Genomic DNA, 26,191 nt, shown 5'->3' with positions numbered 1-26,191 from the left:
ATGCAGGTTGACAAGATCAGACCACAATTGTACTATTTAAGTATGACTACAGATGTAGTCATAACTTGATTTTGGAGGGTTTAGGCATGACAAAAATACCACCCATCACGGATGCGGAGCTCGAGGTGATGCGCGTATTGTGGGCCAGTCCGAATTGTCCTTCCAGCCAGGTCGTCAAGCAGTTGGCGGAACAAATGGGGTGGAGCCCGAATACGACTAGGACGCTCCTGAACCGTCTAGTGCAGAAAGAAGCGGCGGGAACAACACAGGAAGAGGGATCCAAACGGAACTTTTTGTTCTATCCACTCATCAGCGAACAAGAATATTTGAAGTCGGAGACCAAATCGTTCATGAAGAAACTGTATGGCGGCGCCTTGAAACCCATGCTCGCTAATTTTTTGCAGGATAAGAAGCTGAACGAGAAAGAAATTGATGACTTGAAAGCTTTGTTTGACGAGAGTCGCAACAACGATGATCGATAAGAAAATTGATTAAAGGTAGAACCATTCAGCATAATGTCGAACCGCCGCGTAAATCGCGGTTTTTTTATTAGAATAATTTCAAAAAATTACCCAGCATACAATCTATGTGAAGACCGGCATCGCCGATTTAATCTTCCATGACCTAGGACTGCTTCCAACTAGTCTCAAAGCGCTGTCCAGCCTCAATCCAGATCATGTCATCCTGTTGGTGGACAATAATCAGAACGTGCTCGAGCAGATCTCCAGCCAGATCCTACAACAGCAATAACGAATCCTCGTACGATCAAACTGCTCTCCGGAGGAGTTTTTTTTATTTCATGGATACTCGAATAGGGTCCGATAAAATAGTGTTGACAAATTAAAACTACAACTGTAGTATTGAATTATAACTACACGTGTAGTTTTAACAACAGGATCATAGGAAGGAGTTTTTCACATGAAAGCAACATTAAAATTAGCCATCGCAACCCTCAGCAGTGTTCTACTATTGGGTTCATCGATGAACCTTGTGGTAGACGCGGCTTCTTCCAAGTCAGCCCAGAAGTCGACGGCTAAAAAAGCAGCCGACCAAGCTCCAACGGCAGCGGAAAAAAAGGTGGTTGAAGCAGAAATTAAGAGAGTGAAAGATTTGATCGCAAAGACTGGAGATACCTACGTCATGTATTATAAGTACAAGGCACTCAACAGCGGACTTGATCTTAACTACTGGGGGCTGACGAAGGAATACGCTTCCTTTGATGAATATCTCCAGAAAGCAGCAACCTTAAAAGGCGTTGTCTTGCAAAAGCCCTCCAACCTGCCAGAAGGTTACACTTTCTCCAAAGCGAGAATCGGAGGACCCTTGGGAGGCAATTTCATCGATGATTTAAGAGCCGAAGGGAAGAAGAGCGGCAAACCGGTCTTCACGAAAAAAATGGACTGGAAAGAAGCAGACGATATACGCCTGGAATACACGAACGGGGAAGATACGCTTGCGATTACGAAGTTTGTGGTGGATGCGAAGGAAGGGAAGAAGAAAGGTTATTTTGACGATAACCTTCCGGCTAACATTTTCCCAAAGTACATTTATTGGCAAGATGGCGGCAAATTCGGATACAGCCTTTCAACTTCATCCGATATCACCCGAGAACAGAAGATTGAAATTCTAAAAGCAGCGGTCAAGAAGTGATAGGTTGCCTCGAGCATGCGCAGCAGTTCGCCCATCCTATGCATTCTGCGCAAGTTAAATTTGGAGGTTATATATGAACCGAATACCATCCATAACGGATGCAGAGCTCGAAATTGTGCGGGTATTGTGGCTAAATCCAGGTTGCTATTCTAGTGAAGTTGTTCAACAAATGACGGATCGAATGGGCTGGAGCCCGAATACGACCCGAACGCTTCTTAGCCGACTGGTACAGAAGGAAGCGGCGGGCGTAAAGCTGGAGCAGAGTTCGAGGCGTATGCAATTATTTTATCCTCAGTTCAGCGAGCAAGAATATCAGCGTTCCGAGACTACTTCCTTCATAGAGAAGATGTATGGTGGTTCAATTAAGCCGATGTTGGCTAATTTTCTCCAAGATAAGAAGCTGAATTGGCAGGAAATTGAGGATTTGAAGACGTTATTCGACAATAACGGCAGAATTGGGGAACTAGAAAAGAGAGAATCCGAATGAGTCCAAGCTTATACGAAACTGTTGTGTCATTTTTCGGCTGGGTGATCCAGGGATCGTTCATGGCAGGCATTCTGGTCATGCTGATCTTGATTCTGCAATTCTTATTCCAAAACAAACTGGAAGCCAGATGGAAATATTTGCTCTGGATACCCGTGGCGATCCGCTTGCTGCTTCCTTGGGCACCAGAGTCTTCTCTTAGCCTTTATAATGTATTGTCTCTGGAATCCTTCATGCCTGGCATTCACCAGCAAATGCAAGATCCATCGATAAGTGCAAGCGAGACAGGAGAACTACTAAAGGGTTCTGTGGCAGAGAAACATGGGATTGTCGTTGGGACAACGGAATTCACTGCACCTACGGATACATCGAGAAGCAAACCAGAGAGCCATTTCTGGTGGAATGAAATGACATCGATGGGCTTTGTTCCAGTCTTGATACTGATCTGGCTTACGGGTGTACTGCTTCTCGTCACGAAAACCATATACGATCAGCTGCGATTGCAACATGCCCTGCGCGCTGGTAGCCGTATAGAAACGCCTTTGTTATTGGCCTTATTCCATGATACATCGCAGCAGCTCGGTGTGAAGCGCAAAGTTGAATTTGTTTCCAGCGAGCGTATTCCCGGTCCGGCCGTCGTTGGATTTTGTAAGCCGACAGTCGTCATCTCTCCAAGTCTACTGATGTCGCTGCATGAAGGACAGCTTCAATATATCTTGGCGCATGAATTCGCTCATGTACGTCGCTGGGATGTAGCCGTGAATTGGATCATGCACTTGATTCTGATTCTCCATTGGTTCAACCCACTTGTATGGCTTGCAGTGAATAGAGCGCGACAAGATCAAGAGATGGCCTGTGATGCCTTCGTGCTGGATCGGATGAGACCACAGCAAAATAATGCATATGGGCAGACGATCATCCAAGTGTTGGAACATTTCTCGGGAGATCATCGCCTGCCGGGACTTGCCGGCCTATCTGCGACACATAAACAAATAAAAAGGAGACTTATCATGATCAAACAATTCAATAAAAAATCATATCGCCTTTCTATCTTAGGGATGACAATCATTCTCGCGCTTGGCAGCGTAACGCTGGTCAATGCCAAGGAAAAAGATGATGGGAACGCAACGATAGCTGTTTCGGTACAATCAGAAGCTGGGGATCGTCAATTAGATATCACCTATCCTGAGGAATTCAATGGGTCTAAGGTAGACCGTGCGTTGTATAAGCAAGAAATGGATAAAATGAATAAACTAGCGGCGGATGCAGCTAAGACACTTCCTGCAGAGGATAAAGATTATATCGACGATGAAATCAATCGCGTGAAGGAATTGGTTAAAGAGACGGGTGACACGTATGTCATCTATCATAAATATAACGCGTTGAACAGCGGACTTAATCTTAGCTATTGGGGGCTGACGAAGGAATATGCTTCCTTTGATGAATATCTTCAGAAAGCAGTAACCTTAAAAGGCGCTGTCTTGCAAGAGCCTTCCAACCTGCCAGAAGGCTACACTTTCTCCAAAGCGAGAATCGGAGGACCCTTGGGAGGGAAGTTCATCGATGATTTGAGAGCTGAAGGGAAGAAGAGCGGCAAACCGGTCTTCACGAAAAAAATGGACTGGAAAGAAGCAGACGATATTCGCCTGGAATACACGAACGGGAAAGATACGCTTGCGATTACGAAGTATGCTGTGGACGCCGATGGAAGCAAGAATAATGGATTTTTTGATGATGATTTACCGGCAGATGTTTTCCCAAAATACGTTTTTTGGCAAGATGGCGGTAAATTTGGATATAGCATTTCAACCTCATCGGATCTATCACGACAAGAGAAGATCGAAATTCTGAAAGCTGCAATTAAAAAATAACATCACAAGGCAGGCGCCCATATCACCCTAGAACTAGGGTCGATATGGGTTTTTTATGTTGGAACAATTGATATAAGTGAATGATTATCTTAGTAATTTGCTTATCATATAAAAAGTGAGGTGAGTGATGGGCAGTGGACGGCAACACTGCGGTTTGCTTCGATGGATGAAGTTAAGAACTATTACTGTCCAATGACACAAAAGTGCCAAAATTGTGGATTGTTGACTTAAAGTTACCTAAATAGTCGCGCTATGATGATTTATGTAATAAGAAATGTCCTTTGTGAAAAGTCTAAGATAAATAAAAGGAACAGGGAAGGGATCCGCTCGGAGGTAAGTCACCACAGACCAGTCGGAAGGAGTAAGGAAGAAAGCTAAGAGATCACATCGTTAACTGTGATTAGAAAATCTATTCTTTACTGATCGTTCTCAATATGTTACATTTACTATTAGGGAGGGAATCGAATGGCAAGAAGCAAAGAATTCGAAGAGAACGAAGTATTAGATAAGGCGATGAAGCTTTTTTGGGAACAGGGTTACGAGAAGACATCTTTGACAGATCTTGTAGAGCATATGGGAGTTCATCGAAGAAGTTTATATGACACATTTGGTGACAAGCATACGCTGTTTTTGAAAGCCATGGACCGTTTTCGCGATAAAGTGAATGCTGAGCTTACGAGGGAAGTTAAACGTTCCAAGACTGCAACTGAGGCACTTCAGTTTATCTTTAGTTTCATAATAAATGGTGAAGAAGATTCGCCTTCAGGCTGTTTGATGGTGAATTCAGCGGTGGAATTAGCAATGCGCGATGCCAATGTGGATTTGAAATCCACTGAATCGTTCACATTATCAGAGAAGCTGCTCAAAGATATTATTCTGTGGGGGCAGCAGGATGAAGAATTTAGCTTGGATTACAATGCCGACGATCTAGCGGAACATCTGCATTCTGTTTGTGTGGGGTTAAGGGTAATGACAAGGACCTCCGTGCCTAAAGAAAAATTACATCGAATAGCCGATTTATCAATTAAACTTTTACATAAGTAATTATTATTTAAATATAATTGCTTATGTATATTCTAGAATGATCGTTCTCAAAATATGTTTCTTTCTTTGCTTTAGTCTTCTTTCATGAATGATCTATTCTTGTGTACATTTTAGAATGATCATTCCCATATAGTAGTTAAAAGATGAATAAAAGGAGTAAATAAAATGATAATTTCTGAACAAGTGGCATTTGTAACTGGAGCAAACCGAGGTTTTGGCCGCCATCTCACCCTTGAACTTCTATCCAGAGGGGCTAAGGTTTATGCAGGTGCAAGAAATCCGGAAACCATTGATATTCCAGGCGTTATACCTGTTAAGCTTGATATTACCAACACTCAAGAAGTTGAAGCAGCTGCTATCCTCGCTAAGGATGTTACGCTTTTAATCAACAATGCAGGATCATCTACTGGCGCTTCTTTGCTGGAAGGTGACGTTGACAAAATACAGTTGGAGTTTGATACGCACTTCTTCGGTACGCTATACATGGTTCGTGCTTTTGCACCGATCATTGAGAAAAACGGGGGAGGATCGGTTTTAAATATTCTTTCCGCATTATCTTGGTTTAGTTCCGGAACTGCGGGTGCTTATACAGCCGCGAAGGCTGCAGCATGGGCATTGACGAACGATTTACGTATAAACTTGTATCCACATAATGTGAGAGTAGCAGGATTACATGTTGGCTTTATGGAGACAGACATGACATCCAGCTTAGAAGTTCCCAAAGTAAGCCCTGCAGATATCGCAAAAATAGCTATTGATGGCATAGAATCTGGCAGTTTTGAAATTATTGCTGATGATAACAGCCGAATGATACAAGGTGGACTTGCAGGTGGCGTTCCTGCACTGTACCCTCATCTTTCTTAATAACAATTTCATTTCTAAATTCATTTATAGAGGAGACTACAAAATGAACAAATTGTGGAGTAATACGAAAATTGGAAATATGGAATTACCTCATCGATTAGCAATGGCACCTATGACACGTAGTAGAGCACAAAAGGACGGCACACCGGGAGAACTAAGCTCCCTTTATTATGCTCAGAGAGCATCAATGGGATTAATTATTAGTGAAGGTACACAACCATCTGATGATGGACAAGGTTATTTAAATTCACCTGGCATCTATACTGAAAAGCAAATAGAAGGTTGGAAAAAGGTTACCGATGCATTACATGAAGCAGGGGGCTTTATGTATATACAATTAATGCATGTGGGCCGTATATCGCACCCCGACAATACACCGCATCATCGACAAGCAGTTGCACCTTCAGCGATCGCACCTGATGTAGAAATGTTTACTGATAAAGGAATGCAGGAAATACCCGTTCCACGAGAGCTAAGCGAAGAAGATATTCAAAATACTATTGCAGACTTTCGAAAAGCAGCTGCAGCAGCTATTAAAGCAGGTGCTGATGGGGTTGAAATTCATGGAGCCAACGGTTATCTAATTAATCAATTTATTGGTGAAAATTCTAATAAAAGAATCGATAAATACGGTGGATCTGTGGAGAATCGTGCTCGTTTTGCAATCGAAGTAACAAAAGCAGTCGTTGAAGAAATTGGAGCAGAAAGAACCGGTTTCCGTATTTCACCAGGAACACCTCTTGGTGGGATTGATGAAGGCGCACAAGGACCAGAGGTTTATCGCCATCTTGTAAATGAATTAGCTAAGTATAATTTAGCATACCTCCATGTTATGCATTTAGGGAATGAAATACTGCTCCGTGAAATTCGTTCAATTTGGTCAAATCCATTATTGGTCAATCGAGCAGGGCGGGCACTTGAAGATATTAGTGTAGATATTGATAGTGGTACTGCTGATGTGGTGCCAGTCGGTATCTGGTCTTTAGCTAATCCGGATTTTGTGGAACGTCTAAAAAAAGGAACACCTTTAAATGAAGTTGATCCTAAAACATTATACGCTGGTAATGGAAGCTTAGGTTATACAGACTACCCTATAATGGAAGAATTAAAAACTCAACAACAATAAGAATGAAGTAAAACCACAAATGGCGTACAACTGAAAATTGTACGCCATAAGATTTTCAAATGGAAAGGAAGCTGGCAGAACATGAGAGCTGCTCAAATACAGAAATACTCAAAAGAAATTCATTTGGAAATAAACAATGTTAAAATACCGGAAATCGATAATCATGAGGTACTCGTTAAAGTAGAAGCTGCAGGTGTAAATCCTTTAGATATTCTTATTTTAAATGGCAGTATCCGAATGATTGCTGATTATGAATTCCCATTAACATTAGGCAATGAACTTTCTGGTGTTATAGAAGCATGTGGTAAAGATGTTGTTGATTTTCAGGTTGGTAACCGAGTTTATACGAGGTTGCCGGTGAATAAAATAGGAGCTTTCGCTGAATATGTGGCGGTCAAAGATGAAGCTATATTTAAAATGCCTAAAAATCTATCCTTTATTGAAGCAGCTGCGGTCCCACTTACTGCTTTAACAGCTTATCAAGCATTGAAAGAAGTGCTCAACGCTCAGCCTAATGCAAAACTATTTATTCCTGGCGGAACTGGCGGATTCGGTGCTATGGCAATCCCTATTGCTAAAGCAATGGGGCTATACGTTATTACAAGTGGCAGTGAAAGAGGTCGATCACGTGTACTGTCGATTGGAGCAGATGAATTTATAAATTATAAGGAGGAAAACTATGCTGAGGTTCTATCCAATATAGATTATGTTATAGACACCTTGGGTACAAACGAAATAAAAAGGGAACTTAATATTTTAAAACCTCAAGGAAAATTAGTATCATTGAAGGCTTTACCAAATTATCGCTTTGCCGTTGAAAATAATCTTCCAATGTGGAAAAAAATGTTGTTTGCTTTAGTAGGTGCACGTTTAGACCGTTTAGCAGCAAGAGATAAAAAAGAATATCACTTTTTATTTGTGCAAGCCAATGGAAGACAGCTACAAGAGATTACTAGCCTTATTGAAAATGACAATATTAAACCTTCAATTGATTCTACTTACAAATTTGATGATATTAATAAGGCGTTACAACAAGTTTCTACTGGTCACTCACAAGGCAAAGTTATTGTGACTTTCTAAGGAAGAGAGCGAATTTAGCCGACTGTCAGTGACCGAGAAGAAGACTACTTCGTTTCGGAGGTTAATCAACTCCGCATACGGTTTGATGAACGGCTGAGACGTGCTTGGTAGTTTGCTCAGCAGCTACCTCGTCCATTTCAAGAGATGGCGGATTCGAATGGGGGAGAACAAAACAAGGTTACCCAGCAAATTGGATCCCAATCAGTCACTCTGGAATTTGATAACTTCTATTTAGCTTATTTAGTAGATCTAGTAGGCAATGGTATTGGACTAATTCAGAATAAATAATGTAATACTCGGGATCTGCAAGGCCAAGTCCATCGGACTCGGTGCGTAATGTCGATTATGCTAACGGGCAGTATAGTATAATGATTTCGTGAATAAGACTAATATGGAAGTAATCTTCGAGTTTCGTAAATGCTCCTACTACTATGCTTTGGTAGTCAGCATAAGATAATTTAACACTTACATAACATATCTATTTTATAATGAACCTATAAATACAACGCGAACTATATATTAATTCTTGCATTGTGAACAAAAAAAGCTGAACAGTTTGAATCAGAAACAATATAGCTATTAGGTTTCTCACAAAGATACCTGGAAGACATCGGAGAACTGTACGAAGATGCTTCTTCTTCGAGTATACTTTAGCTTTAACGTTGTTTTTACAGATACTTCCTGGCGGTAAAGGCCTAAAACGTAGTCGTTCTGATTATCCAGCAATAATTATAAATATACATTCGACATCAACAAATTGGAGAGCTATTGATGGAATCCCACCAAACTACAACACAAAGCTTACGAAAAAGAAAAGTACAAGCACTTTTAGAAGTTCTAGTCGTCTCTACAAAACTTGGTCTTACTTCTTTCGGGGGGCCTGTAGCCCATTTAGGCTACTTTCATAACGAATACATACGTAAACGTAAGTGGATGGACGAAAAAGGCTATGCTGATCTAGTAGCGCTTTGCCAGTTTCTTCCTGGTCCGGCCAGCAGCCAGGTCGGTATCGGCATTGGCGTTATTCGCGCTGGTTTGCTTGGCGGTCTGATCGCCTGGCTCGGCTTTACGCTTCCTTCGGTTATCGCTCTGGTAATATTCGCCTTTCTGTTAAAGGGATTCGATATTAGCAACGCGGGATGGATTCATGGGTTGAAAATTGTAGCCGTGGCCATTGTAGCTCAAGCTATTTTAGGTATGGGGCAAAAACTCACACCGGATAAACAAAGAGCCACCATTGCAATTATTGTTACTACCATTACACTCCTGTGGCAGACAGCGTTCAGCCAAGTGCTTCTTATTGTGGTAGCGGGATTAATTGGATTACTGATGTACCGAAGAACGACAGTTCCGGATGCCCCGAATTTTTCCGTACCTATCAGTCGCACCGTTGCGATTATGTCCATAATACTCTTTTTCGGACTTTTAATTACCCTGCCGTTACTTCGCCAGGTCATGGAAAACGGGTGGCTTTCGTTGTTCGATAGCTTTTATCGATCGGGTTCCCTCGTATTTGGGGGAGGTCATGTCGTATTGCCACTTTTAGAACGGGAAGTGGTTCCTACGGGTTGGGTAAGTAAAGAAGACTTTCTCGCCGGTTACGGCACGGCTCAGGCAGTCCCCGGACCACTGTTTACCTTTGCCTCGTACTTAGGCGCAATGGCAAAGAGTGTCCCGGGAGCGATAGTCGCCACAATAGCTATCTTTTTGCCAGCCTTTTTGCTTATCATCGGAGCCCTGCCGTTCTGGAACTCTTTTCGCAAAAGCTCGCATGTACAGGGGGCATTGATAGGCATAAACGCGGCGGTGGTTGGTATCTTGTTAGCTGCGCTGTACAATCCGTTATGGACGACAGCGATTTTGGGACCCGCTGATTTTGCGCTAGCGTCGATCCTGTTTATCATGCTTGTTTTCTGGAAGTTGCCACCGTGGATAGTTGTAGTTTCCGGAGCAGTTGGCGGCATCTTGCTAGGCATGATCTGATTCATTTCGGGTGAAGCAAAAATGGGCAGCGGAATAATCACTTTCCGCTGCCCATTTTTTTATATTCGTTTTTACTTAAAATGAATTGCTACTTCTCCGCCGCATGAGCTATACCTTGATAGTGATGTGCAAGAGCTTTGTGATAATACTCTTGTTCGGCATACTTAAAAAACAAAACCGGATTGTTCGCGTTAGCCATTTTCATGCGTTCGAAATGTTCCGCCCTTACAAAATTTTGACCAGCAAGTTGATTAGGATCGTTAGACATTTGCATATCGCGATAAAAATATGTGTTGTACAAATAAACACTCCCTGTCTTTTTTCATTTATAGTCAATAAATACTATATGGCAAACACCCTTTTATGGGCACAAGTTAAGTGCCCAAATATGCTTTTCAATTGAGTGATGTTCTTACAACAACTCTATTTAAATACAGGTTTCCATTAAGCTAACGGGACACTATAGTTCAATAATGAGAGGCCGTACCATGGTATAATATTTGTATACAAATAATTACATAAATTTGTGGCAGTGTGTTGATTCAGATCCAGAATGGATAGGTAAGACAATTTCTTTTGATTTGGAGGAAAAAAACGGGAAGACTTCAATCATTTTTCGTCAGATGAATTGGGAGGAAGTGACCTCATTTATCGCGTATGTAATTATAACTGGGCTATTTTTTTGTACAGTCTTAAACAGTATTGCGAAGAAGGCGAGGGTCTTCCGTATCATAAACGGAAGTTTTAGAACCATTGAAAACACGGATGGGTGACTAAATTTCGGGGTTGCTAAATGGAGAAGTTATCAACTTGATTTACGGAATCCTTGCAGTACTAGCGGTTATCCTCATGCTTATCCCAAGAAAAGGAAGCGAAGAACAGTCGGATCATCTAACATTCAATAAATTCATTGCAATAGGCGCGGCTATATTGGTAGGTATCGTTTCAGGAATCGTAGGAGCAGGCGGCGCATTTATTCTTATTCCTATTATGCTTACTGTTCTCAAAATACCCACTCGTACAACCATTGCCTCCTCGCTTGCTATCGTCTTTATATCAGCAATCGGTGGGTTAATCGGTAAAATCTCGGCCGGGGGTATTCCTCTAGAACCTACAATCTATACTGTAATCGGGAGTCTGCTAGGTGCACCACTTGGATCTAAGATAATCTCCAAAATGAATGTTAATGTGCTGCGGTACGGATTAGTCGTCTTAATTGCCCTCACGGCAGTAAAGGTATGGTCTTCCATTCTATAATCATGCCGTAATAATCAGAAAAGATTTGTACTAAATATTTTTCATGTTATAATACCTATAGGGGTATGTGTATAAAGTGAGATGATATAAGTAGAAAGGTGATGATTAATCATGGATTACAATTATCCGGATGAACTGAAAACGCGCTTACGCAAAATAGAGGGTCAAGTTCGGGGTGTGCTGCGAATGATGGAAGAAGGACAGTCGTGCAAAGAGGTTGTAGCTCAATTGTCTGCCGTACGCAATGCATCCGATAAAGCTATTGCCCAAATCGTCGCGGAGAATCTGCATCAATGTATTTTAACTGAAATAGCTGAGGGTAACCAAAATACCGACAAAATGGTCAAGGAAGCCATCGCGCTTTTAGTAAAAAGTCATTAACGGAAAGCTTTAACATTAATAATAAAAAAACAAGGGAGAGATGATTAACATGGCATTCAAGACTCCAAAAGAAATCACACCCCAGAAGGTAGCAGCACAGCTCAAAAAAGGGGAGTCTCTTAATTTGCTCGATGTTCGCGAACCTAGAGAATGGGTAGAGGGACATATTGCCGGTGCTAAGCATATTCCGCTTTGACTACTGCCGGAACGGCAACAGGAGCTCGATCTCGCACAAGAAACCATTGTCATCTGTCGAAGCGGAAACCGGAGCGGTCTGGCTTGCGAACTGCTGACTGAAAAAGGATTTAATGTTGTGAATATGACCGGTGGGCTTAATGCCTGGACGGATGAATTGGTTCGTGATTAAAGCCTTACAGGACAGTACTGCAGTAACTGGAGGCATAATCAGCTGCTGCAGTACTATTGAAAGGACAGGACAAATGTTCACAACTGTGTCCAAGCCAAGTAAAGTCTAAATTTGAAAATGCTCGATGTCAGGGATGCTTCGGATTATTTGGAAGGACATAGTTCCGGCTCGATAAATATATCTTTAGATCGTCTTCCTTATGTAAGGGAACACGATCTATTTCCTGATTTATAATGTACTAATTATGTCTAACAATTGGTACCAAAGCAATAAAGCAGCAAAAATATTCCGTAAGCATGGATTCCGCAGTTTATTCACAATACAAGGTAATGTTTGGTCGGCACAATCATGCTTTTAAAAAATACCAGCAAAAGGAGGCAGACATTGTGGACACAGGTTCAATCATTAACATTGCAGTGATTGTATTGTTGCTCTGGTTTGTTTGTTCCCGTATAAGACCGGCTAAAGGATTAAAGGCGTTGGGCGCTGAAGAATTCCAAAATGTGATGGAGGTCAGTGAGAAACGGATGCTCATAGATGTACGGGAGCCTGGAGAGTATAAGACTGGGTATATCAACGGTGCGAAGAACATCCCATTATCCCAACTGGCTGGTCGTTTAGGGGAGATACCTAAGGATAAAGCTGTTTTTCTATACTGCCGCAGTGGTATGCGAAGCAAGAATGCAGCAAGAATTCTGCTGAAAAGCGGACATACAGGGCTTGTTCACCTGCAAGGTGGCTTGAGCGCCTGGAGCGGTAAGCTGAAACGTTGATAAGGGATTCATTCGTTTAGGACCTCACTATATTCTGATCGTATAAAAATGACAACAGGAGGATGAAGAATCATGTTCCATTATACTGTTGAAACAACCAAAACACCTGAACAAGCAATCTTAGCACTTACAGAAAACCTGAAAGCAGAGAAGTTCGGCGTTCTTTGGCAGATGGATATGAAGGAGAAACTTCAGGAAAAAGGCGTAGAACTTGAGAAGACCTATCATATTTTGGAGGTCTGTAATCCGGTTGAAGCAAAGCGCGTATTATCCGAAAATGCTCTCGTTGGTTATTTTCTTCCTTGTAAGCTAACGGTATATGAAGAAAATGGGACTACCAAGATCGGGTTGCCGAAACCAACAAGTCTCATTGGTCTCGTAGAAAATGACAAGTTAATGTCCATCGCGTCTGATATAGAAAAGCGCCTTATCTCATGTGTAGATAAAAGTCAGTAATATAATATCTTCTTTAATGATAATGCTTTGATTGAATTGAGTGGATTTAATGTTAATTACTGCCTAGTACCAATCGGTACTGGGCTTGTTCTATAAGGATGTTCGGTAGAACATTCGTCAATAAGGAGGAGAAGGATTTGAACAATCTGCAGTTAGGATCTTTCATTTTAAAGGGACAACTAATTCTGTACCTCAGTTACGAGGGGCAGGATTGTTGATATTATCATCGGCTACGTAATTTACTGGAAAAGAATTCTGTAATGTTACACACACTAGATGCAATTGGGCTATGGCAAACGGGATGTCGGATACACCTTTCTTTGGGTCACGAAATAATTGAAGTAAATTCAGTCAATAGCAGGAGAATGGTTCAATCGCTTTTTACATAAGTAGACGGGAAATGGAGAATTACTTACATCCTGCATCTATAGCGGCCGAATATGGTTTTGAATTAATAATCTCTGAAATGGACGATGTTCCTGCAATCGTGGCTAAATTACAACATGAAGCTAATTCGGATAGTCCTTGGGAGTCACTTGAGGAAATAAAGATCAAGAAAAAAGTATCACAGGCAAAAAGGAGATTGAACCATGAAGTGGCGATGAAAATGACTTACGAACAACTTTGTGCGGTTGATACCAAGAGAGATATAGAGAGCTGGTTCGGGACCATAATGGCTATATTGGGCATACAATTTTGTGTCAATGTATGTCAGGGGACAAGAACATAGTCCTATAAGAACCCGAGCCCCGCGCGGTTTTTGTATTTTAAGGGATCAAGTTCTTGTCCTATAAGGGACTATGCATCAATTCAAATTCATAGAAACTTGTCCATTTCATCTGTGTGCCTTGGACAGCGAATGTCCATACTGTAAGAAATCCATCCCCTATTTATTACCCCGACATCAGTACGAATCGGGGTTTATTTGCAATTGTGGAGAATCCTTAAGTAATCAAGATGTCTAACAGCATCTAGTAGATAGTCTTACCTTAAAAAGATCCTAATGTTATCGCATGGTTAAGCCTAACAGAAGAAAATACTCCATCCATAACACCTTGCTTCTCAAAAACACCAACCTGCCGATATCCCATCTTCTGATATAATCCTTGGCCCTCTTGATTGAATGGGAAGGTGAAGAGAACGATTTTATAAAATTCATTTTCTTTTGCTACCTGCTCTAAGGACTTCAAGTGAGAGCTACCTACACCTTGCCCATGAAAGCTGCGATCAATGTAAACAGATAGGTCGGCTACGCCCCTATAGGCGCAGCGGTGCGAATAGGGGCTAAGGGTCCAATAGCCACTTGAACTTGGCTTAGGAGCACCCCATCTTATTTTTATGAATTATATTTTTCCCAAATGAACAAAAGCGCCCATTTCAAAGTCTTTCTCTTATATAGATTGGAGAGGAGATTAAAAATGAAGCGTTTAATAGAATCCGTTATGCAGCGGGCAACCATAATTTTAGTTAGTGTCGTACTAATCCTGGCCTGGGGAACGGTATCGGCTTTTCAAATGCAGAGGGATTACCTTCCCGGTATTAATAACACCACTTTAATGGTGTCTCTTCGTGCATCATCCTACCAGGCAGACCAGGTGCGGCGTGATATCGCCACACCTATTGAGGAAGTGATTCATAAAACGGACGGTCTGACCAATCTGGAGACGATCTCCTACGATGGTGGTCTTCTGATGAATCTGTATTACCCAATGGATTATGATATGGCAAAAGCGGAGAATACCCTTAAACAAGTGTTGAACGATTCGGCATTGCCGGATGGAATCAACAAGCCTGTAGTGACAAGGTTGACCTCCAGTACTTTTCCTATTCTTAGCTACAGTCTGACTGCAAATAATAATCAAGTAGATGATTTAACCCTGCAGTCCTCAATGCAGACAGATATCGTAAAAGAAATAAAATCTGTTCCCGGAGTGGCGGATGTTCAGACCGTTGGCGGAGCTAATAAAGGGTACGTAGTTACCCTTCGCATGAAAGATCTGGTCGCAAGTGGCATGAGTGTCGATGATTTCAATAAATCCATTGCGCTGGATATCCCCAGTATGCAGGGCAATATTGCTAATGTGAAGGCTTCTTTTCCTATACGGATCGAAGACTGGGACCTTACCGAGCAGCAGCTGAATAGCTTGAATATCAAGAATAAAGACGGGGACAGCGTATCTTTATCGGATGTTGCCTCGGTCTCTCAGTCACTAACAGATGTTAAAACCGTCTCACGTACGAATGGCAAGGAAAGTGTACTTATTAATGTTATCAAAACGCCGACGGCAACCATCACAGATGTGGCTGCACATGTAAAAGATCGTGTCTCCGGAATTTCCGCTGTGAAAAGCGGCGATGTATCGATGACCTTGCTCACGGATCGTGCGCATGATCTGAACCGTTCTTTAATGGGGCTTCTTCGCGAAGGCCTGCTCGGATGCCTATTCTCCATGGTATGTGTGTTGTTCTTTTTCCGGAATATACGGTCCACCCTCCTGATTGCCGTGTCGCTTCCGATTTCACTGCTGGCTACGGTGGCTATTCTCAAATGGATGGATGTAACGCTCAACATATTGACCGTTTCCGGGCTGATTGTAGCCATGGGACGGATTGTGGATGATGCGATCGTTATACTGGATAATATCTACCGCCGGATTCAGGAGAATAAAGGTAAGCCTGTTCTGCATGTATTAGCTTCGGCAGTGGTGGAGATGCTTCCCGCCATTTTTGCTTCTACAGCAACTACTGTTGCTGTCTATGTTCCGATTGCCTTGGTTGGCGGAATCATTGGAGCTTCCTATTCTGGCTTCGCCTGGTCCGTAGTTATCGCACTTGCCGTATCGTTCCTCGTCGCCATGCTGGTCATCCCTTCCTTTGCCTTTATCGGCTGGAGAGAACCGAATACCAAGGCTGTGACACTGGAACCCTTGATGAAACCCTTTCTTCAGTCTGCCTTACAGCATAAAAGAACAGTCATCAGTATATCACTGCTCCTGTTTCTAACTGCAGCTGTGTTCGCCGCACGTCTTCCGTTTAGTCTGCTGCCAAGTACGGCCAGCGGTCAGGTGGCAATAAAGGTTGAGCTCCCGAAAGGGACACCGCTTTCGGAAGTCGATAAGGAAGTTAAGGCAGTAGAAGACATTCTTCATAACAATACCAAGATTGCCTCCTATTCATCGACCTTCGGCTCTACATTTACGCCTCAGGCAGATGATGTGTTTGACCAAGGAGGGGGATACATCCAGCAGCCTAACGTAGCCAATCTTTCGATTCAGATCAAAAACGTGAAAGAAGTCGATTCCGTAATTCCTGCCTTGCGGTCAGATCTATCAGGACTGTCGGATCGTGCAGCTATAACGGTTACTAATCAGAATATCGCTGGGGATGATTCCACGATTAATATCATGCTGATGGGTGCAGATGAGCAAACCCTTGAGAAGGCGGCTGATCAGGTACGAGCCAAGCTGGTCGATATCCCTGGTCTGAGCGTATCCGGCAAAACAGATATGACCAATGGCATTCCCAAGTTTGCTGTTGTCATGGATCGGGATAAAGTCAGACAGGCTGGCATTAAGGAAGATGATATCAATAGCCTGCTGAAACGATACATGACCAAAGGCAAGGACTTTGACATCCTGACCTCAACAGGAACCGGCGTTATTCCAGTAGATGTATATATCGACCCGGTTCAAACGAAACCTGCACCAGATCATATTCTGCCAGTCTATACTCCGGAGCAGGTGCTTGCTTCTCTCGCCGCAGAGACTTTAACCGGAAGCAATGGGCAATCCTACCGGCTGGATCAAGTGGCGTCCATTCACCAAAGTGATGCTGTTTCTTCCATTCAGGAGCGCGATGGCAAGCCATTCTCCGTGGTAAGTGCGCAAATAATTTCTAATGATATGAGTAAAGTATCGAAAGCTGTGGATCAGGCGCTGAAGGATACAACGCTTCCTGAGGGAGTGACTTATTCGCTGGGGGGCATTACGCAGCAGGTTACGCAGATGATTATTGAAATGACGATAGCTGTTGTGATCTCGATACTTCTTGTGCTGCTGATTATCAGCATGGTCTTCAAAGGATGGAAGGCGCCATTTGCCGTATTGATCAGCATTCCACTGGCCTTATCCGGTGTGGTTATTGCCTTGTATGCCATCCATGGACAATGGAATCTTGCCACACTGATCGGGGTGTTGATGCTTACCGGTATAGTGGTGACCAACGGTATTGTACTGATTGACAAGATCGAACGTAACCGCAAAGAGGGAATGAGTCTTCGGGGATCGGTTGTCCAAGGAAGTCTGTCACGGGTGCGCCCGATATTTATGACAGCAAGCACTACCGTCCTTACGTTGATTCCCCTTGCTCTAACCCATAGTGCTGATACGGTCATCTCTCAAGTACTTGGCATTGTTGTGATTGGCGGAATGGTTACTTCTACACTCAACAGCTTCGTGGTGATCCCGATTATTTACGAATGGATGCAGGGAAAAGCGGCCCGGAATGCCGAACACTCCATGACAGGGAAAACGGTGTAAAACTGAATAATAACGTACAAACTATTAGGAAGAGGAGGGGTTTCATTGGGCACATTAACCACATGGCTTGAACAGTATGGGTACGGAATGCTTTTTATCGCCTTATTTCTTGAAATGCTCGCATTGCCTCTTCCCGGTGAAATGATCATGAGTTATACGGGATTGTTTGTTTTTGAAGGGAAGCTGAACGGGCTGCTTAGCCTCTTATCCGCGAGTGCCGGCGTAACAGCCGGCATTACACTTTCCTATTGGATCGGCTATAAGCTTGGTCAACCTTTCTTGAAGAAATATGGGCACCGGGTGCATATGGGTGAAGAGCAGCTGGCACGGATGAATGTGTGGTTTGAAAAATATGGAGACAAGCTCTTGTTTCTGGCTTATTTTATCCCGGGGGTCAGACATATTTCAGGATATTTCTGCGGAGCTACTCGTATGCCATTCCGAAAGTATGCTACATATTCATACACAGGGGCGATCTTTTGGGTGAGCTTATTCATCTCACTTGGTAGAGTACTGGGCCCCAAATGGGAAGTTTATCACCAGACTGTGAATCGCTATATGATTATCTTCGGAGTTGCTTCCGCTATGTTAACCTTATTAATCTATGTTATTAAAAAGTATAGACAACGCCTGCTTGCCGCATTGATGAATCTGCTTACCCTGGGCATACAACACTTTAACTCGCTAGGTAAAGTCCGATTCCTTGTGCTGTCTTCGTTCATAGTCTTTGTACTATTCGTTTCCTTGATGCTGGGTCTGATTCAGGATTTCTTGGCACATGAATTCAGTCAATTCGATGAAATTACCTCGTATATCATACTTTCACTATTTGGGCCTCCATGGAAATCCGCTATGCTGGAATTTACCAAGCTTGGATCAATCACTTTGTATGGGCCTTTGATTGTCATAGCAACCCTTTGGATCGCCTTTAGCGCCCGCGAAAAACTGCTGGAACTCTCCTTTCTGTTCTGGGTTGTCATCGGAGGGGAATGGCTGGATGAAGGATTGCGGTTGCTTTTTCACCGCCCGGGACCTGTATCTGTAGGGTTTCAATTATTCAATACCTTCCCTAGTGAAGAAAGCTTAACAGCAATCACGGTTTACGGGTTCTCAACATTTCTAATTCTCCGGCATTACAGCAATAGACTTATTCGGATTTTGATTATTGCAGCGGCTATAACTGTATGTTTGCTGATTGGTATTAGCCGGATCTATCTAAACGTGCAGTATCCTAGCGATGTGGGCGCAGGTTATGTTTTCGGCGGGGTATGGATCAGTTTGAACGTGATGTTGCTGGAGATCCTAAGGGTGCTTCAAAAAAGCAAAAGATTCTCAGCCTGACTTTAGGGGATGATTTACTTATCTATTTCAGTTATGGCATGATTGTCAGTAAGCTGCCGCTTCGGTAGGAGTTGAACAGGATTGGTTAACGATGAACTTTATCAAATGATCCATAAAGCCAAAGGTGGCAATCAAGAAGCGTTTACCGAGCTTGTTCAACGATACAAGGGCCAGGTTTATCGTTTTGCCGTCGGCATGTTAAGCAATCGGATGGATGCGGAGGATGTAGCTCAGGAGGCTTTCGTCAAAGCATTTTATTCATTATCGCGGCTGGATAATGAATACGCGTTTTCCTCTTGGATGATTACCATTGTGTCCAACCTGTGCAAGGATCGATTGAAAAAAAGAGCACAAGAGCAGGCGTTCATTGAACCTAATGAACGTATCGCAGACCCCGGATTGTCCGACCCCATAGAGAAATTATCGGTTGAAGAGGGCCTCGGCAGGCTTTCCGTTGATCACCGGGAGGTTATCTTACTCCATGACGTACAAGGGTACCACTATGAAGAGATAGCCGAGATGGTACAGGTTCCCATAGGGACTGTAAAGTCCCGATTATTCTCGGCACGAATGGCATTGCGTAAAGAGCTAGCAAAGGAGGATCGGGGATGACCTACCATTTAGAGGACCAGTTGTCAGCTTATATGGATGATGAATTAGTTGAGGAGGAAAGGCAGCAGGTCGAAGCCCATTTGGAGAGTTGTGAGTCCTGTCAGGTGCTTTTGGAAGAATTATTATCCCTAAAAAAGAGCGTTATGCATACCTTCGAAAGGATGGAGGTGCCTGCCGATCTCGAAATTCGGGTACTCCAGACCATTACAGACAAACCGAAGCCGGCAGCAGCGGGAAAAGCATGGCTGTTCCTCCCTCTTGCGGCGTGTATCACCCTTGCTACGGTTTGGTTCATGACAGGTACCGTTTTAGGGAAAACGGTTCATGCCATCTTTAGACTAATGATCGCTTTGGTATATGTGGTTCCCCATTTCGTTTCCGGTGTGCCCATATTATACGGATTGACGGTTATCCTTTCTTTACTTATTATCTCAACCTCCATTTACTCACTCAGACGACTGATACTAACCTCGACAAGCTGAAAGGGATGACAACCTTGAAAAGGATTTTTTACACATTAAGCTGTTTCGTGCTTTTCCTGCTCCTTGTTCCGGGCATGGCCTCAGCAAAGAGTATCTTTGAGCATCAGAATACGGTTGTACCTGCAGGGCAAACGGTTGATGACGTCTATGTCGTTGGAGGCAATGCTGAGGTATCGGGACAAGTAAACGGTGTACTCGTAGTCGTAAACGGAGATCTCCATCTGGGCAGCACAGCCGATATTAAAGGCGTAGTTGTCATGATTGGCGGCATAGTCAAACAAGATCCGGGAGCTGTACTCGGGGATGATATCTACAATATTTCACTGGACACGGCAACTCAAAACAGTCTGTTGATCGGAGGAGGCCTTACCCTGGGTTTATGGGTGCTGCAGCTCGCTTGCAGTTTCCTTATGATTCTAATACCTGTTCTGATCAGGATATTGGGGAAGCGAAAAATCGCCGTATTCACAGAGCGTTTTCCGACAAACTCTTATGGACGTTCCTTATATATCGGTTTCTTCGGCATTTTGATTGTCGCTGCACTCTGTGCATTGCTGCTGGTCACTGTCATTGGTATTCCTATCCTCATACTGATATTGCTTGTTGTGATCATCGCGCTGGCAATGGGAACTACAGTGGTAAGCTACCGGATCGGAGAGATGTTTCATTCACCGGAGCCAAAGCCGGATTGGATGAAAGTGCTTGTTGGCGCCTGCATATTAACCGCTATACTCAATGTTCCTTTTGTGGGATTCATTTTCTTGCTCCTTCTCTTGATGATATCTGTTGGAATTATTACGCAGTGGGCTTTCAAAAGGAAAAAACATTGACTTGATATTGCATACACAAAAGGCACCGATTACGGTGCCTTTTGTGTATGCTGAGGAAACTCTAAACTAATAAACAATGGACAAATAGAATATGTTTTACGTAACTAAGATCCAAAGTATATTCAAATTGAATACTTCTTAGTATTAAGTTGGATTAGTATGGTAAGGGTATTAATAAAAATCCAATTGAACGTCTTTCTTCTTACCATGAACAACAACCTTATTAACAGTAAGAAGGAAATCGATTTACCGGACTGTTTCTAACGTCATTTATTCCTGCTCAAAAATTCGAATTACAGGATGACCCAACTTGCTTTCGAGAGGGAAAAAGACTTGATGTGTCTCCGGTTTACTGCAACGGTGTGAGCTCCCGGGGCTACGAAGCCTTGCGCTATTTTTTTGTATTTAACTTTAGCGGCTGTTTTGTCCTCCTTAAAAATGGCCAGTGTCCCACTTTCAGAGGCTACGTATAGTTGATGTAGTCCTTCATCAAAAGCTAACACATCAGGTACTTCTCCGACTGATTGAATGGATAGGGTATGCATCGTATTTAGATCCATTGTAAGTAGTTTTGCATTGCCTTCACATGCAATAAAGGCGAGTTGGGACTGGACCGCTGTTAAAGAACTTGAAGTTGAAAGGAAAACGGTTATATATGTTCAAGCAGATAATCAATTAATTCGCATAGTAGCTATTCAAGATGTGATTCGGGCGAATGCGAAAGAGACAGTATATAAATTGAAACAAATGGGGATGCGGTCATTATATTGACAGGGGACCGGAAATCTACAGCTCAAGAGATCGGTAACCAGCTCAGCGTTGATCGATAAAGTAGCCATTGTCAAAAAAATGTCTAAAACGGGGAAAGTGGCTATGATTGGGGATAGGGTAAACGACGCTCCTGCTTTAGCTGCTTCGTCAGTAGGAATAGCTATGGGTTCCGCGGGAACAGATGTGGCACTGGAGATAGCCAATATTATACTTATGTCCGATGATCTTTCCAAAATACCGTATGCCATTTCCCTCGGACGCCGCACATCCCGAGTCATCAAGCAGAATCTGACATTTGCCATCGCAGTAGTATGCATACTAGTGATCTCCAACTTTTTTTTGGGAATTATCTTCCATCGGGTGTTGTGGGTCATGAGGGGAGTACATTACTGGTTATCCTCAGCGGTTTACGTTTATTAAGATAACATTTGACATAGAGTCATCATGCCAAACGAACGGGAGCTCTTACCATGAGTTTCCGTTTTTATTGTATAAGAGAACCCCAGATTGACTGGGGGTTCAGAAAAGCTTACAGCTAATGAGTCCTGTACGATGTGCAGGCAGCTGACATGATCTTAGTTCAATTTACTCTGGGACGAAGGCACGTTCACTTTCAGCGACTCATCACGGATGTCGCCAACAATTTCTTCAAGAAGACCCTCAATGGTTACTATGCCGGTAGTGTCCGGATATGTCCGTATCTGCGGGCATATGAACTCTGTTGTGCTGCTCAGTATTTACGTGCAAAAAGCATACATTCCGAACCTCCGTTTATGTATGTTTATCTTTTCGTGGATGATCATCTGATTTCATTCAGCAGAAAATTATCGAAAAAGAACATCTCATTTGAAGAAATCCGGATGTCAAACAGGAGCAATACGCCAACATAAGACCTATCTTACTTAAAAGATCCTTTCTCTGGAAAAAGTTGAGTGAAAGGCTTATTTCTCGTGTTCATATCCTCTGCTATCTTCATAACTTCTTCATAAGCTGCTAATTGGTTCTTCATAACTACAATATATAGTGTAACTATAAGGAGGAGATACAAATGAAAAAACTTTGGATTGGATTATCGGCATTGGTACTTGTTATGGGGATTGGAACTGCTGGCACTTACGCAGCAGCAAACAATGATTATAACAACAGCGGCTTTTTTGAGAAAATGCTGCCTTTCGCAAAAGAAATGCACCCCAACCTGTCAGAGGAACAAATCAAGAAAATGCATGAAAATTGCAGTACTTTAAGCGGGATGGGAATGTCAGGAATGATGCAAAATTCTCAATATAGCAGGGGTATGATGAACTTCTAATCCGATCATGATAAGATAAGACCTCATTGATATGAGGTCTGTCTCATTTTAACAACAAAGTAGGTGATGAAGTTCGTGAAAATTTTAGTGGTGGATGATGAAGAAAATATCTTGCAGGTTATTAAGGCTTATTTGGAAAAGAATAAATATATTGTGTACGAAGCCGATACAGGAAGAGGCGCGATTCATCTTTTTGAAACCTTAAAGCCCGATCTGATCGTGCTGGATTTGATGCTTCCAGACATGACTGGAGAGGAAGTATGCAGAATGGTACGCAAATCATCGAACGTTCCGATCCTCATGCTGACTGCAAAAAGTAGTGAGGACGATATGGTGAATGGGCTCATGATTGGAGCCGATGATTATATTACTAAACCATTCAGCCCAAGAGAACTGCTCGCTCGGGTGATTAGTCTATTAAGAAGAACCATTCAGCCGCAATTGGGGAATATGTCACTGCTGTCTTATGCCCAAGGGGATTTAACTATGGATTTGGAACGTTATGAGGTGAGAATTCATGAGGAGCCAGTATCTTTTACCCTTATGGAGTTCAAGCTACTTGAAATTTTAGCGAAGCATCCGAAGAGAGTGTTCTCACGACTTGAACTTGTCAACCTTACTCAGGGTGATACCTATGAAGGATTCGAGCGGACCATCGATGTTCATATTAAGAATATTAGACAAAAAATTGGCGATAATCCTAAACACCCTGTTTTTATTGGCACTGTATTTGGAGTGGGGTATAAATTCTTGGTGAGTCATGATGTCTAATAGAGGCGGATTGAGCAGAAAGCTTCTTATTTCCCATGTCGGTGTGGCTCTTGCGGCGCTTCTGTCTATCGTCTTGCTTGTGAACTTGGTAATGAACATCTCGTTTAACCAATATCAGAAGAACCAGCAGCAGACAGAAATACAAAGTTTACTGGACGATTTAGAAGACGCTTATAATGTGTCTACCGGCCAATGGAATACAAACGTTTGGATGACCATTTCGCACCAAGCTATGATTAGTGATTATATGGTTCGTGTTTATGATAAAGACAGTCGCTTGATTTGGGATACTAATCAAATGGGCAGGCAGATACAAGTGAATTCCCAGTCTGCGCAAGAAACCATTAAAAAAACAATCGTAAAAGGAAATCAGCAGGTAGGAACATTGGAATTTCTACCAGTGAAAGAAACGTCGCAAAGTCTGAATCAGAAATTTCTGAGAATGTTTAATACCTTATTATGGGCCGCAATGATACTCGTAATTGTCGGGACGTATCTGTTCAGCCGGTATATGGCCAAAAGCATTAGCCAACCTCTCCTAGAGATTAAAGATATCGCTTCGAAAATGAGGGAGGGGGATCTCAGCTCCCGGGTTGAAATGTTAAATCAGAATACAGAAATTGATGACGTGGGGCGTACACTCAATCATTTGGCTGATGGATTGGAGAAGCAAGATCAGTTAAGGAAATCACTGACCGCTGATGTGGCCCATGAGCTGCGAACACCCTTAACAACAATTCAAAGCCATTTGGAAGCCTTTCAGGATGGCATTTGGGAACCGACGCCGGATAAACTACAAGTGTGCCATGATCAAGTCCTGCGACTTGTCAGGCTCATCAGTGATTTGGAAAATCTGGCTGCTGTAGAGAATCCAATGGTTCAGCTTATGACGGAGATCGTCTCACTTAACGAAATCGTTGGCGAGTCTTTAAATACGGTATCCAGCCAGTTTGGGCAGGAAAGACTTTCAGCTGCCCTGATAAGTAAAAGTGACGTTTGGATCACAGGGGACCGTGCGCGGCTCCTTCAGGTTTTTGTAAATCTGATAAGCAATGCTTTCAAATACACGAGTTCTGGAAGCGTTCATATTGAAGTGTTAAAAGAGAAAGCAGAAGGCGTCGTTATCGTTTCCGATACCGGAATGGGAATATCTAAAGATGAGCTTCCCTATATCTTTGAACGTTTTTACCGCGGAGAGAAATCAAGGAACCGGAAAACTGGCGGAGCCGGAATAGGACTTGCGGTTGTTAAAGCCATAGTGGATGCTCATGCCGGAACTATTCATGTTGAAAGTGAGATAGAAAAAGGAACTACCGTTCGTGTTCGTCTTCCATTAATTCGATGAAAGGATGAGAGAAAATGATGATGGGTTATGGCTCTGGATTTGGAATATTTGGATTAGTAATCAATTTTTTATTGATCGTAGGTGTAATCTATTTGGTGATAAAATGGGTTAGGGGAGATGGGAACTCACGATTTATTGACAATACTCCAGGAAGAATCTTGGATGAACGCTTTGCAAGAGGTGAAATCACGGAGGAAGAATATTACCGGATGAAGAGCATTTTGCGGGATTAAAAATCTTAATGGAGATACGGAAACAAGGAGCCCTTCACTCTGTGAACGGCTCTTTTGTTATTTATGATTCTAGCTTATTGGGTCCAAAAGTGGGTCATGCTAACTACATAGGAACATTGCCTTTAACATGTCCAGAAGCGGTTACTACGCCTATCTGAAGCGAAAGGGGAGGGGAAACGACGTGACGCCAAAGACAACAAATTCGTAAAGAACTAAAACGTATCGAAGGAAAGTACGGGCACCGGGTGTATATTTATGAATGGCAGTCCAAGTAATTACTACTAATTTCCAGTTAAGTTCTGTAGCAATAGATTATTATACTTTGCCGCATGTTTTTGCTCATCGAGAATAATGCCATACAAAGTATCCTTAATTCTTTTCGCCATAGATTCTTTAATGATAATAACAATGTAGGTAACTTTGTGTCATTTATGTAGGCGACTTTATATCATCGGACAGTTGTCGTAGATGGTAAACAGGACCTTTTCCAACTCATAGACATATGTACAAAATACGGGTTTTGTGAGTAAGTAGTATGCAAAATAATTTAACCGGTGTACAGTGACAAACTACGTACCTCTTAAAATTGAATGACACAAAGTTTAACTCTATATAATAATAAA

Annotated in this window: 26 protein-coding genes and 2 pseudogenes; 25 read left to right on the top strand and 3 right to left on the bottom strand. The window is 42.6% G+C overall.

The features are described 5' to 3' along the window. Nucleotides 1-86 precede the first annotated feature (86 nt). The 9 genes from ACWNM1_RS27115 (at nucleotide 87) to ACWNM1_RS27075 (ending at nucleotide 10,102) form a co-directional block, all read left to right on the top strand. Nucleotides 87-482 carry a BlaI/MecI/CopY family transcriptional regulator gene (locus ACWNM1_RS27115; RefSeq protein ID WP_449603405.1) on the top strand — a complete coding sequence of 132 codons (396 nt, stop codon included), beginning with the start codon at nucleotides 87-89 and terminating at the stop codon, nucleotides 480-482. A 436-nt stretch (nucleotides 483-918) separates the two neighbouring features. Next, nucleotides 919-1,650, top strand: a complete 732-nt coding sequence (locus ACWNM1_RS27110) for a hypothetical protein (protein WP_449603404.1) — start codon at nucleotides 919-921, stop codon at nucleotides 1,648-1,650. A 73-nt stretch (nucleotides 1,651-1,723) separates the two neighbouring features. Further along, nucleotides 1,724-2,137 carry a BlaI/MecI/CopY family transcriptional regulator gene (locus tag ACWNM1_RS27105; protein ID WP_449603403.1) on the top strand — a complete coding sequence of 138 codons (414 nt, stop codon included), beginning with the start codon at nucleotides 1,724-1,726 and terminating at the stop codon, nucleotides 2,135-2,137. Continuing rightward, a complete protein-coding gene (locus ACWNM1_RS27100; RefSeq protein WP_449603402.1) occupies nucleotides 2,134-4,005 on the top strand; it encodes a M56 family metallopeptidase in 1,872 nt (623 codons plus the stop codon). Before ACWNM1_RS27105 ends, ACWNM1_RS27100 begins: the two co-directional genes overlap by 4 nt. 465 nt (nucleotides 4,006-4,470) lie before the next feature. Beyond that, nucleotides 4,471-5,049 (top strand): TetR/AcrR family transcriptional regulator, encoded by a 579-nt coding sequence (locus ACWNM1_RS27095; protein WP_449603401.1) that lies wholly within the window; start codon nucleotides 4,471-4,473, stop codon nucleotides 5,047-5,049. 165 nt (nucleotides 5,050-5,214) lie between these two features. After that, entirely contained in the window at nucleotides 5,215-5,913 is a 699-nt protein-coding gene (locus ACWNM1_RS27090; RefSeq protein WP_076298629.1) for an SDR family oxidoreductase, read from the top strand. Nucleotides 5,914-5,956: 43 nt separating this feature from the next. Continuing rightward, nucleotides 5,957-7,039 carry an alkene reductase gene (locus tag ACWNM1_RS27085; RefSeq protein ID WP_449603400.1) on the top strand — a complete coding sequence of 361 codons (1,083 nt, stop codon included), beginning with the start codon at nucleotides 5,957-5,959 and terminating at the stop codon, nucleotides 7,037-7,039. An 81-nt stretch (nucleotides 7,040-7,120) separates the two neighbouring features. Then, a complete protein-coding gene (locus tag ACWNM1_RS27080; protein ID WP_449603399.1) occupies nucleotides 7,121-8,119 on the top strand; it encodes an NADP-dependent oxidoreductase in 999 nt (332 codons plus the stop codon). 771 nt (nucleotides 8,120-8,890) lie between these two features. Beyond that, nucleotides 8,891-10,102 (top strand): chromate transporter, encoded by a 1,212-nt coding sequence (locus tag ACWNM1_RS27075; RefSeq protein ID WP_449603398.1) that lies wholly within the window; start codon nucleotides 8,891-8,893, stop codon nucleotides 10,100-10,102. An 88-nt stretch (nucleotides 10,103-10,190) separates the two neighbouring features. Here the strand turns inward: ACWNM1_RS27075 and ACWNM1_RS27070 are convergent, their stop codons facing one another. Then, nucleotides 10,191-10,403, bottom strand: coding sequence for a hypothetical protein (locus ACWNM1_RS27070; RefSeq protein ID WP_449603397.1), 213 nt, complete (start codon nucleotides 10,401-10,403; stop codon nucleotides 10,191-10,193). A 479-nt stretch (nucleotides 10,404-10,882) separates the two neighbouring features. Here ACWNM1_RS27070 and ACWNM1_RS27065 point away from each other — a divergent pair. The 3 genes and pseudogenes from ACWNM1_RS27065 to ACWNM1_RS27055 all read left to right on the top strand — a co-directional run. Next, nucleotides 10,883-11,359 (top strand): annotated as a pseudogene (locus ACWNM1_RS27065) (sulfite exporter TauE/SafE family protein); the annotation flags it as partial. A 111-nt stretch (nucleotides 11,360-11,470) separates the two neighbouring features. Beyond that, nucleotides 11,471-11,740: a metal-sensitive transcriptional regulator gene (locus ACWNM1_RS27060; protein WP_449603396.1), complete on the top strand. Its 270-nt coding sequence runs from the start codon at nucleotides 11,471-11,473 to the stop codon at nucleotides 11,738-11,740. Nucleotides 11,741-11,789: 49 nt separating this feature from the next. Further along, entirely contained in the window at nucleotides 11,790-11,936 is a 147-nt protein-coding gene (locus ACWNM1_RS27055) for a rhodanese-like domain-containing protein (protein WP_449603395.1), read from the top strand. Here ACWNM1_RS27055 and ACWNM1_RS27050 read toward each other — a convergent pair whose 3' ends face one another. Further along, nucleotides 11,937-12,143, bottom strand: a complete 207-nt coding sequence (locus tag ACWNM1_RS27050) for a hypothetical protein (protein ID WP_449603394.1) — start codon at nucleotides 12,141-12,143, stop codon at nucleotides 11,937-11,939. It abuts the gene before it with no gap. 350 nt (nucleotides 12,144-12,493) lie between these two features. Between ACWNM1_RS27050 and ACWNM1_RS27045 the strand changes: the two genes are divergently transcribed. From ACWNM1_RS27045 to ACWNM1_RS27035, 3 genes are all read left to right on the top strand, one after another. After that, nucleotides 12,494-12,880, top strand: coding sequence for a rhodanese-like domain-containing protein (locus ACWNM1_RS27045; protein ID WP_449603393.1), 387 nt, complete (start codon nucleotides 12,494-12,496; stop codon nucleotides 12,878-12,880). A gap of 72 nt (nucleotides 12,881-12,952) precedes the next feature. Next, nucleotides 12,953-13,336, top strand: a complete 384-nt coding sequence (locus ACWNM1_RS27040) for a DUF302 domain-containing protein (RefSeq protein ID WP_449603392.1) — start codon at nucleotides 12,953-12,955, stop codon at nucleotides 13,334-13,336. A 400-nt stretch (nucleotides 13,337-13,736) separates the two neighbouring features. Beyond that, nucleotides 13,737-14,066, top strand: a complete 330-nt coding sequence (locus ACWNM1_RS27035) for a hypothetical protein (protein ID WP_449603391.1) — start codon at nucleotides 13,737-13,739, stop codon at nucleotides 14,064-14,066. A gap of 259 nt (nucleotides 14,067-14,325) precedes the next feature. Here ACWNM1_RS27035 and ACWNM1_RS27030 read toward each other — a convergent pair. After that, nucleotides 14,326-14,637: pseudogene (locus tag ACWNM1_RS27030) on the bottom strand (N-acetyltransferase family protein); the annotation flags it as partial. Between the two features lie 117 nt (nucleotides 14,638-14,754). Between ACWNM1_RS27030 and ACWNM1_RS27025 the strand changes: the two are divergent. The 10 genes from ACWNM1_RS27025 to ACWNM1_RS26980 all read left to right on the top strand — a co-directional run bounded on the left by ACWNM1_RS27025 (nucleotide 14,755) and on the right by ACWNM1_RS26980 (nucleotide 25,568). Beyond that, nucleotides 14,755-17,874 (top strand): efflux RND transporter permease subunit, encoded by a 3,120-nt coding sequence (locus tag ACWNM1_RS27025; RefSeq protein WP_449603390.1) that lies wholly within the window; start codon nucleotides 14,755-14,757, stop codon nucleotides 17,872-17,874. A gap of 45 nt (nucleotides 17,875-17,919) precedes the next feature. Beyond that, a complete protein-coding gene (locus ACWNM1_RS27020) occupies nucleotides 17,920-19,215 on the top strand; it encodes a VTT domain-containing protein (RefSeq protein WP_449603389.1) in 1,296 nt (431 codons plus the stop codon). Between the two features lie 81 nt (nucleotides 19,216-19,296). Next, a complete protein-coding gene (locus tag ACWNM1_RS27015; protein ID WP_449603388.1) occupies nucleotides 19,297-19,827 on the top strand; it encodes an RNA polymerase sigma factor in 531 nt (176 codons plus the stop codon). After that, nucleotides 19,824-20,309 (top strand): anti-sigma factor family protein, encoded by a 486-nt coding sequence (locus ACWNM1_RS27010; RefSeq protein WP_449603387.1) that lies wholly within the window; start codon nucleotides 19,824-19,826, stop codon nucleotides 20,307-20,309. The genes ACWNM1_RS27015 and ACWNM1_RS27010 overlap by 4 nt, the downstream gene beginning before the upstream one ends. A 14-nt stretch (nucleotides 20,310-20,323) precedes the next feature. Beyond that, nucleotides 20,324-21,139, top strand: a complete 816-nt coding sequence (locus ACWNM1_RS27005) for a hypothetical protein (RefSeq protein WP_449603386.1) — start codon at nucleotides 20,324-20,326, stop codon at nucleotides 21,137-21,139. An 873-nt stretch (nucleotides 21,140-22,012) separates the two neighbouring features. Next, nucleotides 22,013-22,330: a hypothetical protein gene (locus ACWNM1_RS27000; protein WP_449603385.1), complete on the top strand. Its 318-nt coding sequence runs from the start codon at nucleotides 22,013-22,015 to the stop codon at nucleotides 22,328-22,330. Nucleotides 22,331-22,958: 628 nt separating this feature from the next. Continuing rightward, nucleotides 22,959-23,219: an FAD/FMN-containing dehydrogenase gene (locus tag ACWNM1_RS26995; protein WP_449603384.1), complete on the top strand. Its 261-nt coding sequence runs from the start codon at nucleotides 22,959-22,961 to the stop codon at nucleotides 23,217-23,219. Nucleotides 23,220-23,285: 66 nt separating this feature from the next. Further along, nucleotides 23,286-23,990, top strand: coding sequence for a response regulator transcription factor (locus tag ACWNM1_RS26990; RefSeq protein ID WP_449603383.1), 705 nt, complete (start codon nucleotides 23,286-23,288; stop codon nucleotides 23,988-23,990). A 10-nt stretch (nucleotides 23,991-24,000) separates the two neighbouring features. Next, a complete protein-coding gene (locus ACWNM1_RS26985) occupies nucleotides 24,001-25,335 on the top strand; it encodes a sensor histidine kinase (RefSeq protein ID WP_449603382.1) in 1,335 nt (444 codons plus the stop codon). A 14-nt stretch (nucleotides 25,336-25,349) separates the two neighbouring features. Beyond that, on the top strand, nucleotides 25,350-25,568 hold the full coding sequence (locus tag ACWNM1_RS26980) for an SHOCT domain-containing protein (RefSeq protein WP_234540859.1): 219 nt from the start codon (nucleotides 25,350-25,352) through the stop codon (nucleotides 25,566-25,568). Nucleotides 25,569-26,191 lie beyond the last annotated feature (623 nt).

The sequence above is a fragment of the Paenibacillus sp. Marseille-Q9583 genome, from assembly GCF_976954365.1.
This window is presented reverse-complemented; position numbering and strand designations above follow the sequence as displayed.

Bases quoted from the DNA above. Each gene is read 5' to 3' on its own strand.
- ACWNM1_RS26990 (WP_449603383.1), top strand. From the start codon at position 23,286: ATGAAGTTCGTGAAAATTTTAGTGGTGGATGATGAAGAAAATATCTTG.
- ACWNM1_RS26995 (WP_449603384.1), top strand. From the start codon at position 22,959: ATGAAAAAACTTTGGATTGGATTATCGGCATTGGTACTTGTTATGGGG.
- ACWNM1_RS27060 (WP_449603396.1), top strand. From the start codon at position 11,471: ATGGATTACAATTATCCGGATGAACTGAAAACGCGCTTACGCAAAATA.
- ACWNM1_RS26980 (WP_234540859.1), top strand. From the start codon at position 25,350: ATGATGATGGGTTATGGCTCTGGATTTGGAATATTTGGATTAGTAATC.
- ACWNM1_RS27100 (WP_449603402.1), top strand. From the start codon at position 2,134: ATGAGTCCAAGCTTATACGAAACTGTTGTGTCATTTTTCGGCTGGGTG.
- ACWNM1_RS27085 (WP_449603400.1), top strand. From the start codon at position 5,957: ATGAACAAATTGTGGAGTAATACGAAAATTGGAAATATGGAATTACCT.
- ACWNM1_RS27000 (WP_449603385.1), top strand. From the start codon at position 22,013: ATGATTGGGGATAGGGTAAACGACGCTCCTGCTTTAGCTGCTTCGTCA.
- ACWNM1_RS27095 (WP_449603401.1), top strand. From the start codon at position 4,471: ATGGCAAGAAGCAAAGAATTCGAAGAGAACGAAGTATTAGATAAGGCG.
- ACWNM1_RS27040 (WP_449603392.1), top strand. From the start codon at position 12,953: ATGTTCCATTATACTGTTGAAACAACCAAAACACCTGAACAAGCAATC.
- ACWNM1_RS27055 (WP_449603395.1), top strand. From the start codon at position 11,790: ATGGCATTCAAGACTCCAAAAGAAATCACACCCCAGAAGGTAGCAGCA.
- ACWNM1_RS27110 (WP_449603404.1), top strand. From the start codon at position 919: ATGAAAGCAACATTAAAATTAGCCATCGCAACCCTCAGCAGTGTTCTA.
- ACWNM1_RS27025 (WP_449603390.1), top strand. From the start codon at position 14,755: ATGAAGCGTTTAATAGAATCCGTTATGCAGCGGGCAACCATAATTTTA.
- ACWNM1_RS27115 (WP_449603405.1), top strand. From the start codon at position 87: ATGACAAAAATACCACCCATCACGGATGCGGAGCTCGAGGTGATGCGC.
- ACWNM1_RS27080 (WP_449603399.1), top strand. From the start codon at position 7,121: ATGAGAGCTGCTCAAATACAGAAATACTCAAAAGAAATTCATTTGGAA.
- ACWNM1_RS27050 (WP_449603394.1), bottom strand. From the start codon at position 12,143: ATGCCTCCAGTTACTGCAGTACTGTCCTGTAAGGCTTTAATCACGAAC.
- ACWNM1_RS27035 (WP_449603391.1), top strand. From the start codon at position 13,737: ATGGAGAATTACTTACATCCTGCATCTATAGCGGCCGAATATGGTTTT.
- ACWNM1_RS27090 (WP_076298629.1), top strand. From the start codon at position 5,215: ATGATAATTTCTGAACAAGTGGCATTTGTAACTGGAGCAAACCGAGGT.
- ACWNM1_RS27075 (WP_449603398.1), top strand. From the start codon at position 8,891: ATGGAATCCCACCAAACTACAACACAAAGCTTACGAAAAAGAAAAGTA.
- ACWNM1_RS27105 (WP_449603403.1), top strand. From the start codon at position 1,724: ATGAACCGAATACCATCCATAACGGATGCAGAGCTCGAAATTGTGCGG.
- ACWNM1_RS27010 (WP_449603387.1), top strand. From the start codon at position 19,824: ATGACCTACCATTTAGAGGACCAGTTGTCAGCTTATATGGATGATGAA.